Here is a 14,703-nt window from a genome sequence, read left to right as displayed (position 1 = left end):
CAGGGACGAGGACGGGGCGGAGACGTGGGGGGCGAGGGCGCGGGGGCGGCGGCGTGGGGACCGGGACGCGGTTGTTGCGGCGCGGGCGGGGAAGTGAGGCGGCGCGGGCGGGTCAGGGGCGGCGGCCGAGGTACGTGTCGAGCGTGGCCTCCAGGCCCGCCGCGTCCGCCCCGCTCTCGTCGTCCACCCACGCGAGGTAGCCGTCCGGGCGCAGGAGCGCGGCGCGCAGCGGGAGCCGCGCCTCGCTCGTCGCCGGGACGACGTCGACGACCTCGTCCCACGGCGCGAGCGCCTTGCGCAGCGTCTCCTCGGCCTGCTCGTCGAGGACGAGCAGGAGGAGCCGTCCCGGGCGCAGGAGCCGCGCCACGCTCGTGGGCCGCCGCGCGACGGTGAGCGGCAGGTTGGGCAGGAAGAGCCCGGTCAGCGGCGACTGCGCGGCGGTGCGCGGCAGGTGGACGTCCTGGTCGCTGATCATGTCGCCGAGATGGCGGCTGACCTCCGGGAGCCGCAGGAGCCGGGTGAACAGCTCGCGCAGCGGATCGTGCGTGGCGCCGGGGGTCATGAGCGCGAGCTGGGCCCGGGTGTTGGCGATGGTGCGGGCCGCCGGGGGGCGGCGTTCGGCGGTGTAGCTGTCGAGCAGCCAGGGGCTGGGCCAGCCCCGCAGGTGGAGGGCGAGCTTCCAGGCGAGGTTGACGGCGTCCTGGATGCCGAGGTTGAGGCCCTGGCCGCCGACCGGGAAGTGGACGTGGGCGGCGTCGCCCGCGAGGAGGACCCGGCCGTCGCGGTAGCTGTGGGTGAGCCGGGCGTAGTCGCTGAAGCGGTCCAGGAAGCGCGCGTTGCGCATGGGGATGTCCTGTCCCGCGATGCGCGAGACGGTGGCGTGCAGTTCTTCGAGTGTGAGCGGCGTGCGCCGGTCGGGGTGCGGCCCCCCGAAGTCGAAGGCGGCGACGCGGCTCGGCCCGTACGGGTTGGGGCCGATGACCGTCCAGCCGCGCTCGGTCGGGGTCCAGCCCGCGGGCGCCTGGAAGGGCGCGTCGAGGTCGACGAGGCCGAGTACGGCCTGGGTGTGCGGCGCGTGCTCCTCGCTCGTGAAGCCCGCCGCCTCGCGGACGAGGCTGCGGGCGCCGTCCGCGCCGATGACGTACGCGGCGGTGAGGGTACAGGGCGGGCCCCCGCCGCCGCACGCCTCGACGGTGAGGCGCGGGCCCGTCCCGTCCCCGCCACCGCGCAGCGCCGTGACCCGGTGCCCGCGCAGGACGGTCGCCCCGCGCTCCCCGGCGACGCGCTCGAAGAGCCGTTCCAGGTCGCCCTGGGCGCGCCCCACGATCGGCTCGCCCTCCACGGCGGGTCCCGTGATGGTGAGCCCGGGGAGCCCCGCGAAGTGGAAGCTGCCGGCGTGCTCGGAGTCCAGGAGCGCGGTGGCCGGCTCGGGGCCCTCCAGGTAGCCGCGCCTGCGCAGCGACTGCGCGGTGCGGGCGTGCAGCGTCCCGGCCTTGGGCACGTCGAGCGTCCGCTCGTTCCGCTCGACCACGGTCACGGCGACGCCGTGGTGGGCCAGTTCGGCGGCGAGCAACATGCCCACGGGGCCGCCGCCGACGACGGCGACCTCGCAGGAGAGCGGGGCGCGGGGGTGGGACGGGCCGGGGCTCACGGCGTGCTCACCCCGGCGCCCTCGGCCCGGTCGCCGCCGCGCGCGAGCGAGACGACGAGCAGGCCGAGCAGGAGGCACACCCCGGCCATGACCCACAGCAGGACGTGGAAGGCGTCGTCGTACGAGGAGGCCCCGGAACCGGAGCCGCCGGAGGCGGCGAGCGAGGCGAGGACGGAACCGAACACCGCGACGGCGATCGCCTCGCTGCCGAGCCGGAGCGTGTTGAGGAAGCCCGCGGCCATCCCGGCCTTCGCGGGCTCGATCATGGCGAGCGCCTGGCCGTCGACGAGACCGGCGGACAGGCCCATACCGGCACCGGTCACGAGCATCGCGGGGGCCATGACGACGAGCGAGGTGTCCGGGCCGAGCACCAGCAGGGCGAGGTCGCCGACGACGAGGCACAGGAGGGAGGCGAAGACGACGGCGAGCGGCGAGGTGCCGCGCTCCACGAGCTTGGCGCCCACCATCGGCAGGACGAGCACGGGGAGCGTGAGCAGGAGCATCGTCGTACCGGCGGCCGAGGCGCTGTAGCCGGCGACGGTCGCGAGGTACGACGGCAGGTAGGTGAGCTGGGTGACGAAGCCGAAAGAGGCGGCGACGGGCACCAGCGTGTACGCGAGGAAGCGGCGGTCGCGGATGACGGAGAGATCCAGGAGGGGGGCCGCGGTCCGCCGGGCGAGCGCCCCGAAGGCGCCGAACAGGACGAGCGAGGCGAGCAGCAGGCCGAGCGTTCCCGCCGAGGCCCAGCCCCACGCCGAGCCCTGCACGATGGCGTACGTCAGCGCCGCCATGGCGAGGACGAAGACGACCGCGCCGCGCACGTCCAGGCGGCCACCGCCCCCGGCGGGCTCGCGCACGCTCCGGGCGATCACGGGGACGCAGGCGAGCACGGCGGCCAGGACGATCGCCTGGAGGCCGAAGATCCAGCGCCAGCCGAGCGCGTCCACGGCCGGGCCCGAGACGGTCGGGCCGAGGGCCACGCCGACCCCGGCGACGGTGCCGAAGAGCGCGAACGCCTTGGCCCTGGCCGGTCCTTCGAAGGCGGAGGACAGGATCGCGCTGCCGCAGGCGAAGATCGCGGCGCCGCCGAGACCGGCGAGCGCGCGTGCCCCGTCGAGCACGTACACGTTGGGCGCGAGCGCGCAGGCCAGCGAGGCGAGGGCGAAGACGGCGGCGCCCAGCGCGAAGGCCCGGATGCGGCCGATGAGGTCGGCGAGGCTGCCCCACACGAGGGTGAAGCAGGCGAAGGCGAGGTTGAAGGCGTTGACGACCCACTGGAGCGAGGCGGAGCCCTGCGCGGCACCGGTCCCGGCGCCGATGTCCGGGAGCGCGACGGCGGTCCCGGAGATCGAGGTGGGCACGACGAAGACCGCCAGCAGCACGGCGATCAGGGTCAGCTTCCCCGGGGCGGCCTGGGCCGGGTCGGGCGGTGCCTGCGAGGGGCGGGTCGGGTCAGCGGTGGGTGAGGCCACGGAGAACTCCGGAGGTGAGACGCGGGGCGGCGGTACGGCCCCGGGGGGACGGTGCGAGGGAGGTGGGACGGCGACGGGATGCCGTGCGGAGGGGCGGGGACCTCCGCAGGTGTGCTGCGCCCCACATAGGTTCGCTTTATATCGAACCTCACTCTGGCATGTTCGCAAGGTCGCACGCAAGTAGTACCTTGGATCGGAACGTATAGTTTTCAACTTCGTCCCCCCGGAGCCGCAGCCATGCCCGATGCCGAAGGACACCCGAACGTCGAGGAGTTCGACTTCCAGACGGTGCTCAAAGCGCTCTCCGACCCGCTGCGCTACCACGTCATCGCGACGCTCGTCCGGCAGCCGGAGGACACCGAGCGCACGTGTACGTCCTTCGGCCTGCCCGTGGGCAAGTCCACCCGTACGCACCACTTCCGCATCCTGCGCGAGGCCGGACTCGTACGGCAGGTGGACCGGGGCAACAGCCGCTGCGCCCGGCTGCGCCGCGAGGACATCGAGCGGCGCTTCCCCGGCCTGCTCCGGCTCGTGGCGGAGAACGCGCCGCTGCCCGTGGACGGGGCGCTGCCGGGAGCGGCGGGGCTCCCGGCAGCGTGAGGTTTCGCGCGAGGGCTACCAGCGCACCGGCAACGTCACCGGACGCCGCAGGATGACGCCGCTGTCCCAGGTGAGCGTGGCCGGATCGGCGTCGAGCGCGAGCCCGGGGAACTCCGCCGCGAGCGTCGTGAGCAGCTCCGTGATCTCCATCCGCGCGAGCGCGGCGCCCATGCAGTGGTGCATCCCGTAGCCGAACTGGAGATGCCGCTTGCCCGTGCGGTCCGGGTCGATCAGCAGCGGCTCGGGGAAGACCTCGGGGTCGCGGTTGGCCGCGAAGGCGTCCGGGTAGACCACCTCGCCCTCCTCGACGACCCCGTCCGCCAGCTCGGTCCGGCGGCCCGCGATCCGGGGAAAGGCCGAGATGTTGCCGAGCGGGATGAGCCGGATCAGCTCGTCCACGAGCCGCGGCGCGATCCCGGGCTCCGCCGCGAGGCGCTGCCACAGCACGGGGCGGCACAGCAGCACGTACGCGATCTTCGACGCGACCGACAGGATGTTCTGGTCGGCCCCGAGGACGGAACCGAGCAGGATGCCGACCAGTTCGGCGTCGTCGAGCGGCGGTTCGACCGTGTCGCGTGCGGCGAGGAAGCGGTCGATCACGCCGCCCTCGATCCTCGGCCGCGCCCCGGTGACGAGCCCGGTGAGGTACGTGTACAGCTCGGTGAAGTCGGCGACGAGCCCCGGCACGTCCTCGTGCGAGGCGACCTGCACGGTGTGCCCGAGCGGGCGGTAGTACGCGATGTCGGTGTCCGGGATGCCGAGGAAGCGCCCGTTCACCTCGGCGGGCAGTGTGTCGAGCACCGCCGCGTAGAGGTCGGGGCGCTCGGCCTCGCGCAGCCGGGCCGCCTTGGCCGCCACGAGTTCCCTCACCAGGGGTCGCAGCCGCTCGACGCCGGCCACGCTGTAGTCGGCGTTGACGAAGCCGCGCATCCGGGAGTGGCCGGGCATGTCGAGGTTGAGCAGCAACTCCTTCGGCATGATCGTGGGCAGGAAGCTGGGCCCGCCCTCGGTGTTGGTCGCGGTGCGCCCGAAGCTCGGGTCGGTCAGGACGCGGTGCACGTCCGCGTAGCGCGTCAGGTGGACGGCGGTGTGCCCGCTGGGCAGTTCGATCAGGGGAAGACCGCCGCGACCGCGTGCGGCGAGGGGGACGAAGGTCGGGACCGGGTCGAGGTGCGGTATGCCGTCGACGCTCGGTCGCGGAGGCGCGGAGGTGGCCATGGGGTACTCCAGTGAGAGTGAGAGGAAAGTTGCTCTGGGGTGGCGGGGCCGGGTGCGCGGCGCGGGGTCAGGGGAGCTTGCACAGGCGGACGCCGGTGACCGCGCTCAGCTCCCGCAGCGCCTGCTCGTTGTCCCGGAAGTGGACGGTCGTCCACCCGGCCTCCTCGGCGGCCGCGCAGTTCTCCGCGAGGTCGTCCACGAGGACGCAGTCCGCGGCTCCGGCCGCCGCGGTGCGCTGGGCGAGGGCGAAGATCGCCGGTTCGGGCTTGCGGACCCCGTGCAGACAGGAGTCCACGACGAAGTCCAGCTTTCCGGCGGGCGCGATGATGCCCCGCCAGTACGGCTCCCACTCGCGGACGTTGTTCGAGAGGACCCCGACCCGCACCCCGGCCTCGCTCAGCCGCCGCACCGCCGCGGCCACCGGGGCGTTGACCTCGACCCCCTCGAACCACTGACGCCCGAAAGCGTCCCAGCGGGCGCGTGACTGGTCGAGACCCGGCCAGCGCCGGCGCAACGCCTTCGAGAGCAGAGCGGTCCACTCCGCCTCGGGCATCGCGCCGGACTCGATGGGTGCGAGCGGTGGCAGGCCGAGTGCCTGCCCGACGTCCTTCATGGCGAGGCGCAGGTGGCCGGAACTGATACCGGTCTTCTTCTCGAAGGCGCGGAACAGCTCATCGAGCGGCGGCGAGAGGACGCCGCCGAAGTCGAACCACACCATCATGTCCGGGGCCCGGCCGCGGGCCCCGGACCAGGGGGCGGTGCTCACGCGCTCACCAGCCCCGTCTCCCGCTCCGCGAAGGCGGCGATCAGCGAACGCCCCAGGCGCACCCGCGCCGTCGCGGTGACCCGTTCCTCCTGGACGAGTTCCAGGTCGACCGAGACACCCGTCTCGTCGCTCGCGCCGACGCGCGCCCGGCAGTCCGTGGGCAGTTCGAACTCGGCCACCCGGACGAAGCGGGTGTCGATCCGCTCCAGGAAGAGGCCGCGCGGGGCGAGCCCGTGCACCTCGCTCGCGGCGTACAGGGCTGTCTGCCGGAACGCCTCGAACATGACGGCCCCCGAGATGTGGTCGAGCGGATGGTCGAAGAGGCCGAGGTGCCCCGGGTCCACGACCACGTGCCCGACGACGGTGGTGCCCTCGCCGGTGGTCCCGCCGACGGTGGCGTCCGCGAGCACGACGTTCTGCGGAGAGCGCCGGCCCACCAGGTAGCCGGGCAGCCGCTGTCCGGTGAGGCGGGCACGCGGGCTCAGGTCGAGAGCCGAGCGGCTGCGTTCGCGCAGCTTCTGCCAGACCCGGCGCGGCATCCAGCGGCACTCCAGCATGGCTTCGGCCGCCGGCTGCCCCTCGATGTCGAGGCGCGCCACGTACACGGCACCGCAGGGGGCGCCCGCGCGCTCCTTCGTCTCCTCCACCCGGAAGTCCACCGTGGCGCGGGCCGGTCGCGGCCCGATGGTCAGCGCCTCGGCGCACAGCACGCGCAGGGTCGCGCCGTCGAAGACGAAGCTCGCGTCGGCTGGCGCGCCGAGGTACTCGTGCGCCACGAGGATGCCGCACTGCCGCAGCACCTCCATGAGGAGCAGCGGGTCGTACTTGGCGGGCGTGGCCGTGTGGTCGTTGTAGTAGTCGTGCGTACGCGGAAGCTGTGCCGCGATGAGGGCCCCGTCGCCCTGCGGCCTGTGGTCCGTCAGGAAGACCTCCGTGACGGAGGCTCTGTGCACGAGGCGACGCGGCACCGTGATGTCGAAGTCGAGTCCCAACTGGTCCATGTTTCTTCCCCCTTCAACCAGCAACAGGTACGAAGCCGACCGTATCTAGGTTCGATTTGCTTCGCCATGTACATATGACGATCACAGAGCGTGCGGAGCGATGGCCTCCGCCCGGCGAGGCCGGAAAACGCCTGCGCAGGGCGGTATGCGGACGGGCGGCGTGGAGTGCGTCACACTCGCCGCGCGTCCCCGTGTGTTCACCGGCCGACACGTGACTGAGAGGAACTGTTTGCGTGAGGGCCGGTTTAGGGGGCGGAGGGATCGTGCCGCCGCGGCCCTCTGTCGCCATTGACTAGGGCTATTCAGGAGTGGAGTATGTGAATCAATCGAGTCACAGGAGGCAGCCCATGTCCGGTCCCCGCCCCGTCCGCGCCCCCCGCGGCACCGAGCTGAGCGCCCTCGGCTGGCAGCAGGAGGCCGCGCTGCGGATGCTCCAGAACAACCTGGACCCGGAGGTGGCCGAGCATCCCGACGAGCTGGTCGTCTACGGCGGCTCCGGCAAGGCGGCCCGCGACTGGAACTCCTTCGACGCGATGATCCGCACCCTGCGCACGCTGAAGAACGACGAGACGATGCTCGTCCAGTCCGGCCGCCCCGTCGGCGTCATGCGCACGCACGAGTGGGCGCCCCGCGTCCTCATCGCCAACTCCAACCTCGTGGGCGACTGGGCGAACTGGGAGGAGTTCCGCCGCCTGGAGGAGCTGGGCCTGACCATGTACGGCCAGATGACGGCCGGTTCGTGGATCTACATCGGCACCCAGGGCATCCTCCAGGGCACGTACGAGACCTTCTCGGCCGTCGCCGCGAAGAAGTTCGGCGGCACCCTCGCCGGGACCATCACCCTCACCGCCGGGCTCGGCGGCATGGGTGGCGCGCAGCCGCTCGCCGTGACGATGAACGACGGCGTCGCGATCTGCGTCGACTGCGACCCGCGCGCCATCGAGCGCCGCATCGAGCACCGCTACCTCGACGTGAAGGCCGACGACGTGGCCCACGCGCTCGCCCTCGCCACCGCCGCGCGCGACCGCCGCGAGCCCCTCTCCATCGGCCTGCTCGGCAACGCCGCCGAGATCGTCCCCCAGCTCCTCGCCGACGGCGCCCCCATCGACATCGTCACCGACCAGACCTCGGCGCACGACCCGCTCGCCTACCTCCCCCTCGGCGTGGACTTCGCCGACATGGCGGCGTACGCGAAGGAGAAGCCCGCCGAGTTCACGCGGCGCTCCCGCGAGGCGATGGCCCAGCACGTCGAGGCCATGGTCGGCTTCCAGGACGCGGGCGCCGAGGTCTTCGACTACGGCAACTCGATCCGCGGCGAGGCCCGGCTCGCCGGGTACGAGCGCGCCTTCGCCTTCCCCGGCTTCGTGCCCGCCTACATCCGCCCGCTCTTCTGCGAGGGCAAGGGTCCCTTCCGCTGGGCCGCGCTCTCCGGCGAGGCGAGCGACATCCACAAGACCGACCAGGCGCTCCTCGACCTCTTCCCCGAGAACGAGTCGCTGCGCCGCTGGATCACCATGGCGCAGGAGCGCGTCCACTTCCAGGGACTCCCGGCCCGGATCTGCTGGCTCGGCCAGGGCGAGCGCGACAAGGCCGGTGTGCGCTTCAACGAGATGGTCGCCTCGGGCGAACTCCAGGCCCCGATCGTCATCGGCCGTGACCACCTCGACACGGGCTCCGTGGCCTCCCCGTACCGCGAGACCGAGGCCATGAAGGACGGCTCGGACGCCATCGCGGACTGGCCGCTCCTCAACGCGATGGTCAACGTCGCCTCCGGCGCCTCCTGGGTCTCGATCCACCACGGCGGCGGTGTCGGCATGGGCCGCTCGCTGCACGCCGGGCAGGTCACGGTCGCCGACGGCACCCCCCTCGCGGCCGAGAAGATCCGCCGCGTCCTCACCAACGACCCCGGCATGGGCGTCATCCGGCACGTCGACGCCGGGTACGAGGAGGCGGAGGCCGTCGCGGAGGCCAAGGGCGTCCGCATCCCGATGCGCGAGGGCGACGGGCACGAGGGCGGCGGGCATGAGGGCGGCGCCGCGTGAGCGGGCGCACCCCGGACGGCGCGACGGCCGGGGCGGAGCCCGCCTTGGCCCCCGCCGCCCCCTCCCGCACCCCCGACGACTTCGACCGCATGTGGGACACCCTCGCCCCGCTCGGCCGCGACAAGGACAGCGGCGGCTACCGCCGCTTCGCCTGGACGGACGCCGACCGTGACGTACGCGACTGGTTCCGCGGGCAGGCCGCGGACCGGGGGCTGGCGTACGAGGAGGACCGCAACGGCAACCAGTGGGCCTGGCTCGGCGACCCCGGGGGCCGGGACGCCGTCGTCACCGGCTCGCACCTCGACTCCGTGCCCGACGGCGGCGCCTTCGACGGCCCCCTCGGCGTCGTCACCGCCTTCGCCGCGCTCGACGCCCTGCGCGAACGCGGCGCGGCACCCCGCAAGCCCCTCGCGATCACCAACTTCGCCGACGAGGAAGGCGCCCGCTTCGGCCTCGCCTGCGTCGGCTCGCGCCTCAGCGCCGGGGCGCTCACCAAGGAAGCGGCCTTCGCGCTCCGCGACGCCGACGGCGTCAGCCTCCCCCGCGCCATGGAGCGGGCCGGCTTCGACCCCGACGCGATCGGTGCCGACCACGCGCGCCTGGACCGCGTCTCCGCCTACGTCGAACTCCACGTCGAACAGGGCCGCGCGCTCGACCTGACCGGCGACCCGGTCGGCATCGCCAGCGCGATCTGGCCGCACGGCCGCTGGCGCTTCGACTGGCGCGGCGAGGCCAACCACGCCGGGACGACCCGGCTCGCGGACCGCCGCGACCCGATGCTCCCCTACGCCGAGACGGTCCTCGCCGCGCGCCGCGAGGCCGCGCTCGCGCGGGCCGTCGCGACCTTCGGCAAGCTCCACGTCGTGCCGGGCGGCGTCAACGCCATCCCCTCGCTCGTCCGCGGCTGGCTCGACTCGCGCGCCGCCGACCAGGAGACCCTGGACACGGTCGTGACCGCGATCGAGGAGGCCGCCCGGGACGCCGCCGCGCGCGAGGGCGTCGACCTGTCCGTGGTACGGGAGTCCTTCACGCCGGTCGTCGAGTTCGGCCACGCGCTGCGCGAGGAACTGGGCCGCGTCCTGCGCACCGGCAAGGGCGAGGTCCCCGTCCTGCCCACCGGCGCGGGACACGACGCGGGAATCCTCTCCGCCGTCGTCCCGACCGCCATGCTGTTCGTACGCAACCCGACCGGCGTCTCGCACGCCCCCGCCGAACACGCGGAGCGCGCCGACTGCCACGCGGGGGTCACCGCCCTCGCGGACGTACTGGAGGAGCTGGCGTGCCGCTGACACACCACGGACGGGAGGAGCGGGCGTGCCGCTGACGTACTGGCTCGAACACGCGTGGCTCGGTACCCGCACCGCCTCGGGCCTCCTCCTGACGGCGGGCGCGGACGGCCGGATCGCCTCGCTGCGGGAAGGCGTCCCCGGCCCCCCGCCCGGCGCCGAGCCCCTGCGCGGCCTCACCCTGCCGGGGCTCGCCAACGCGCACTCGCACGCCTTCCACCGCGCCCTGCGCGCGGCCACGCAGCGGGCGCGCGGCACGTTCTGGACCTGGCGCGAGACGATGTACGGCGTCGCCCAGCGCCTCACCCCGGACTCGTACCACCGGCTGGCGCGCGCCGTGTACGCCGAGATGGCCCTCGGCGGCATCACGGCCGTCGGCGAGTTCCACTACGTGCACCACCAGCCCGACGGAACCCCGTACACGGACCCCAACGCGATGGGCGAGGCGCTCGTCGAGGCCGCGCGTGAGGCGGGCGTCCGCCTCACGCTGCTCGACACCGCCTACCTCTCCTCCGGCTTCGGCGCCCCGCCCGAGCCCCACCAGCTCCGCTTCGGCGACGGCGACGCGGACGCCTGGGCCCGGCGCGTGGACCGGCTGCGCGGCGACGACAACACCGTCATCGGCGCGGCGATCCACTCCGTGCGCGCCGTCCCCGCCGCCCAGCTCGCGACCGTCGCCGCCTGGGCCTCCGCGCGCGAGGCGCCCCTGCACGTCCACCTCTCCGAGCAGCCCGCCGAGAACGAGGCGTGCCTCGCCGCGCACGGCATGACCCCGACCCGGCTCCTCGCCGCGCACGGCGTCCTCGGGCCCCGTACCACCGGCGTCCACAACACCCACCTCACGGACGAGGACATCCGGCTCATCGGCGGCAGCGGCACGGGGACGTGCATGTGCCCGACCACCGAGCGCGACCTCGCGGACGGCATCGGGCCCGCCCTCGCACTCCAGGAGGCGGGCAGTCCGCTCTCGCTCGGCAGCGACAGCCACGCCGTGCTCGACCTCTTCGAGGAGGCCCGCGCGCTGGAGCTGGACGAGCGCCTGCGCACCCGCGCGCGCGGCCACTGGACGGCCGCCGCGCTCCTCGAAGCGGCGAGCCCCGGCGGCCACGCCGCGCTCGGCCGCCCCGACGCCGGCCGCCTCGCCCCCGGCGCGCCCGCCGACTTCACGACCCTCGCCCTCGACACCGTCCGCACCGCCGGGCACGGCCCCGAACTCGGCGCCGAGACCGCCGTGTTCGCGGGCAGCGCGGCGGACGTGCGGCACACGGTCGTCGGCGGCGAGCATGTCGTACGGGACGGACGCCACACCCGGGTCGCGGACCCCGCCGCCCTCCTCGCCGAGACCATCGCGGCCCTGCACACCGAAGGAACGGACGCGCGCGCATGACCAGCACCCTCCTCACCGGCATCGGCTCCCTCGTCACCAACGACCCCGCGCACGGCGGCCCGCTCGGCCTGATCGAGGACGCCGCGCTCGTCGTGGACGGCGACCGCGTCGCCTGGACCGGGCCCGCGAGCGCGGCCCCGGCGGCGGACACGCGCCATGACGCCGGTGGGCGCGCGGTCGTCCCCGGCTTCGTCGACTCCCACGCGCACCTCGTCTTCGCGGGCGACCGCACCCGCGAGTTCCACGCCCGCATGTCCGGCCGGCCCTACGAGGCGGGCGGCATCCGCACGACCGTCGCCGCGACGCGGGCGGCGAGCGACGCGGAGCTGGAGGCCAACCTCGTACGGCACCTCACCGAAGGGCTGCGGCAGGGCACGACGACGCAGGAGACGAAGTCGGGGTACGGCCTGACCGTCGACGACGAGGCCCGCGCGCTCGCGCTCGCCGCGCGCCACACCGACGAGGTGACGTACCTGGGCGCGCACATCGTGGCCCCCGAGTACGCGGACGACCCGGCGGCGTACGTGTCCCTCGTGACGGGCCCGATGCTCGACGCCTGCGCGCCGCACGCCCGCTGGGTCGACGTCTTCTGCGAGAAGGGCGCCTTCGACGGCGACCAGGCCCGCGCGATCCTCACGGCGGGCGCGGCGCGGGGACTGACCCCGCGCGTCCACGCCAACCAGCTCACGTACGGCCCCGGCGTCCAGTTGGCGGTCGAACTGGGCGCGGCGAGCGCCGACCACTGCACGCACCTGAGCGACGAGGACGTCGCGGCGCTCGCCGCCTCCGACACGGTCGCGACGCTGCTCCCCGGCGCGGAGTTCTCGACGCGCGCCGAGTGGCCCGACGCGCGCCGCCTGCTGGACGCGGGAGCGACGGTCGCCCTGTCGACGGACTGCAACCCCGGCTCCTCCTACACCTCCTCGATGCCCTTCTGCCTCGCCCTCGCGGTCCGCGACATGGGCATGACCCCCGACGAGGCCCTCTGGTCCGCGACGGCGGGCGGAGCGAGGGCGCTGCGCCGCACGGACGTGGGCACGCTGACCCCCGGCGCCCGCGCGGACCTCCTCCTCCTCGACGCCCCCAGCCACGTCCACTTCGCCTACCGCCCCGGAGTGCCCTTGGTGGCCGAGGTCTGGCGGGCGGGGAAGCGGGTCGGCTGACCGGAAGGCGCCCTCGCGATCGCGGCACGAAGGTGCCTTCGGCGCCGGACGAGGCGGGCGGCGACATGAGGTCCGCCACCCGTCTCATCCGGCAGGACGTGCTGCCCGCTCCCCGGCGGGGCCGGGATCGTGCAGGTGCGCGGTGCTGATCAGTCGCACCACCGAGGGGGAAGCCTCTCGGGGCGCAGGCCGGGCGTCCTGCCTGCCGTCGCCGCCTCGGCCCCCGCACCGCGGGCCGTCATCGGTTCGCCCCTTCGTGCGGGGCGGGTCCCCTCAGGTGAGGGACCAGCGCTGGTTGCTGCCGCCGGAGCAGGAGTAGAGCTGGATCTGCGTGCCGTTCGCGGTGCCGGTCCCGACGGCGTCGAGGCAGAGGCCGGACTGGACGCCGACGATGGATCCGTCGGAGTTGGCGCGCCACTTCTGGTTGTCGGCGCCCCAGCAGCTGTAGATCTGGACCTTGCTGCCGTTGCTCGTACCGGCGGCGTCCAGGCATTTGTCCCCGTAGACCCGGAACTCGCCCGCGTCAGTGGCCACCCACTGCTGGTTGCTGCCGCCGCCGCAGTCCCACAGCTGGAGCTGGGTGCCGTCCGTGGTGCTGGCGTTCGGCACGTCCAGGCAACGGTTCGAACCGACGCCCTTGATCTGCACGGAGCCCGTCGGGGGCTGGGGCTCCGTCGTGCCTCCGCCGTTGAGCGCGTTGAGGACGGCCGAGTAGGCGGCCTTCTTGCTTCCGTCGTTGTTGAACAGCAGCGGGGTCTGCTCCGCTCGCCAGGAGTCGCTGTCGCGCACACCCCAGACCGTGATGCCGAGGCAGCGCGCGACGGCCAGGCAGTCGTTGGTCACGTTGGCGTAGGTCGTGGCCGGGGCGCCCTGGATGTCCAGCTCGGTGACGGCCACGTCGACTCCGAGGGCGGCGAAGTTCTGGAGCGTGGTGCGGAAGTTGCTGTCGTAGGGGCTGCCGCTGTTGAAGTGCGCCTGGAAGCCCACGCAGTCGATCGGCACGCCGCGCTGCTTGAAGTCCCGGACCATCGAGTACATGGCCTGCGTCTTGGCCCAGGTCCAGTTCTCCACGTTGTAGTCGTTGTAGCAGAGCTTGGCGGACGGGTCGGCGGTGCGCGCGGTGCGGAAGGCGACCTCGATCCAGTCGTTGCCGCTGCGCTGGAGATTGGAGTCGCGCCGGGCTCCGGAACTCCCGTCGGCGAAGGCCTCGTTCACGACGTCCCACTGGGCGATCTTGCCCTTGTAGTGGCCCATCACGCCGTTGATGTGGTTGATCATCGCCTGACGCAGATCGTTGCCGCTGAGGCTCTGCATCCAGCCGGGCTGCTGGGAGTGCCAGGCGAGGGTGTGGCCACGCACCTTCTTGCCGTTCTGCACCGCCCAGTTGTAGACGCGGTCGGCGGAGCTGAAGTTGAACTGGCCCCGCTGCGGTTCGGTGGCGTCGATCTTCATCTCGTTCTCGGCCGTCACCATGTTGAACTCACGGTTCGCGATCGACGTGTACGCCGAATCGCCCAGCTTGCCCGAGGCGATGGCGGTGCCGAAGTAGCGGCCGCTCTGCGCCGCCGCGGCGCCGAGCGTGCTCTCGGCCGCGTGTGCCTCCGGCGGCGCGACCAGCGCGCCGGACACGCCGAGGGCGCCGACGACCAGCGCTAACAGCAGGCCGCGGGTTCTCCGGCGGACAACGGCTCCGGGAAGGGTGTAGAAGCCCATGACTGTGCCTCCAAGGGGGACATCACGAGAGGACTGGTGGGGGGTGCGGACCTGCCGTGCAGGACAGAGGGCCGAGGCCGACGTCCGGTCTTGCGGACCACGGTCAGCTCCTCAGACAGGGATGATTGAGGCACCGGTGAGGGCCGTCAATACTCTCCGCAGCAGAAGTTTCGATTAATGCTCCGAAACTTCTGAGGGGAAAATCAGCCCCTGCGCCGCCGTCGCCGAACGGTGCGGGGGCGCGGTCGGAGCGAGCGCGTGTCCGGGACTTCCACTCCCCACACACCCCTTGGACTGGGCGAACCATACGTGTGCCTTCAGGAGGGGCCCGCCCGGCGTGCTCGTCCGTCAGGCCCGCAGGGGGATGCTGTTTCCAGGCAGATCAGTGGCAAGCCTTGACCGGA

Annotated in this window: 11 protein-coding genes; 5 read left to right on the top strand and 6 right to left on the bottom strand. The window is 73.4% G+C overall.

Going from position 1 to position 14,703, the window contains the following annotated elements; all coding sequences use genetic code 11:
• Positions 1-112: 112 nt before the first annotated feature.
• Positions 113-1,651, bottom strand: a complete 1,539-nt coding sequence (locus tag IF99_RS0112405) for an FAD-dependent monooxygenase (RefSeq protein WP_030996486.1) — start codon at positions 1,649-1,651, stop codon at positions 113-115.
• A complete protein-coding gene (locus tag IF99_RS0112400; protein ID WP_030996485.1) occupies positions 1,648-3,123 on the bottom strand; it encodes an MFS transporter in 1,476 nt (491 codons plus the stop codon). The genes IF99_RS0112405 and IF99_RS0112400 overlap by 4 nt, the downstream gene beginning before the upstream one ends.
• A 237-nt stretch (positions 3,124-3,360) precedes the next feature.
• Between IF99_RS0112400 and IF99_RS0112395 the strand changes: the two genes are divergently transcribed.
• Positions 3,361-3,723, top strand: a complete 363-nt coding sequence (locus IF99_RS0112395; RefSeq protein ID WP_030996484.1) for an ArsR/SmtB family transcription factor — start codon at positions 3,361-3,363, stop codon at positions 3,721-3,723.
• 15 nt (positions 3,724-3,738) lie between these two features.
• Here the strand turns inward: IF99_RS0112395 and IF99_RS0112390 are convergent, their stop codons facing one another.
• The 3 genes from IF99_RS0112390 to IF99_RS0112380 all read right to left on the bottom strand — a co-directional run bounded on the left by IF99_RS0112390 (position 3,739) and on the right by IF99_RS0112380 (position 6,708).
• Positions 3,739-4,941, bottom strand: a complete 1,203-nt coding sequence (locus IF99_RS0112390; RefSeq protein ID WP_030996483.1) for a cytochrome P450 — start codon at positions 4,939-4,941, stop codon at positions 3,739-3,741.
• Between the two features lie 67 nt (positions 4,942-5,008).
• Positions 5,009-5,707, bottom strand: coding sequence for an HAD-IA family hydrolase (locus IF99_RS0112385; protein WP_030996482.1), 699 nt, complete (start codon positions 5,705-5,707; stop codon positions 5,009-5,011).
• On the bottom strand, positions 5,704-6,708 hold the full coding sequence (locus IF99_RS0112380) for a ScbA/BarX family gamma-butyrolactone biosynthesis protein (protein ID WP_030996481.1): 1,005 nt from the start codon (positions 6,706-6,708) through the stop codon (positions 5,704-5,706). The genes IF99_RS0112385 and IF99_RS0112380 overlap by 4 nt, the downstream gene beginning before the upstream one ends.
• Before the next feature lie 347 nt (positions 6,709-7,055).
• Here IF99_RS0112380 and hutU point away from each other — a divergent pair, with 347 nt between their 5' ends.
• The 4 genes from hutU to hutI all read left to right on the top strand — a co-directional run bounded on the left by hutU (position 7,056) and on the right by hutI (position 12,586).
• A complete protein-coding gene (gene hutU, locus IF99_RS0112375; protein ID WP_030996480.1) occupies positions 7,056-8,750 on the top strand; it encodes a urocanate hydratase in 1,695 nt (564 codons plus the stop codon).
• 89 nt (positions 8,751-8,839) lie between these two features.
• Positions 8,840-10,039, top strand: a complete 1,200-nt coding sequence (locus tag IF99_RS0112370) for an allantoate amidohydrolase (protein ID WP_030996479.1) — start codon at positions 8,840-8,842, stop codon at positions 10,037-10,039.
• A 25-nt stretch (positions 10,040-10,064) separates the two neighbouring features.
• The gene (locus tag IF99_RS0112365; protein WP_030996478.1) at positions 10,065-11,423 is read left to right on the top strand and encodes a formimidoylglutamate deiminase; all 1,359 of its coding nucleotides are present in this window, start codon (positions 10,065-10,067) and stop codon (positions 11,421-11,423) included.
• On the top strand, positions 11,420-12,586 hold the full coding sequence (gene hutI, locus IF99_RS0112360) for an imidazolonepropionase (protein ID WP_030996477.1): 1,167 nt from the start codon (positions 11,420-11,422) through the stop codon (positions 12,584-12,586). The genes IF99_RS0112365 and hutI overlap by 4 nt, the downstream gene beginning before the upstream one ends.
• A gap of 273 nt (positions 12,587-12,859) precedes the next feature.
• On the opposite strand, the gene IF99_RS0112355 is transcribed toward hutI, so the two are convergent.
• Positions 12,860-14,299, bottom strand: a complete 1,440-nt coding sequence (locus tag IF99_RS0112355; RefSeq protein ID WP_030996476.1) for an endo-1,4-beta-xylanase — start codon at positions 14,297-14,299, stop codon at positions 12,860-12,862.
• Positions 14,300-14,703 lie beyond the last annotated feature (404 nt).

The organism is Streptomyces sp. NRRL F-5630 (genome assembly GCF_000719475.1).
Lineage (GTDB): Bacteria > Actinomycetota > Actinomycetes > Streptomycetales > Streptomycetaceae > Streptomyces.
Note: the sequence above shows the minus strand (reverse complement) of the source record. Positions and strands in the feature narration are given on the sequence as shown.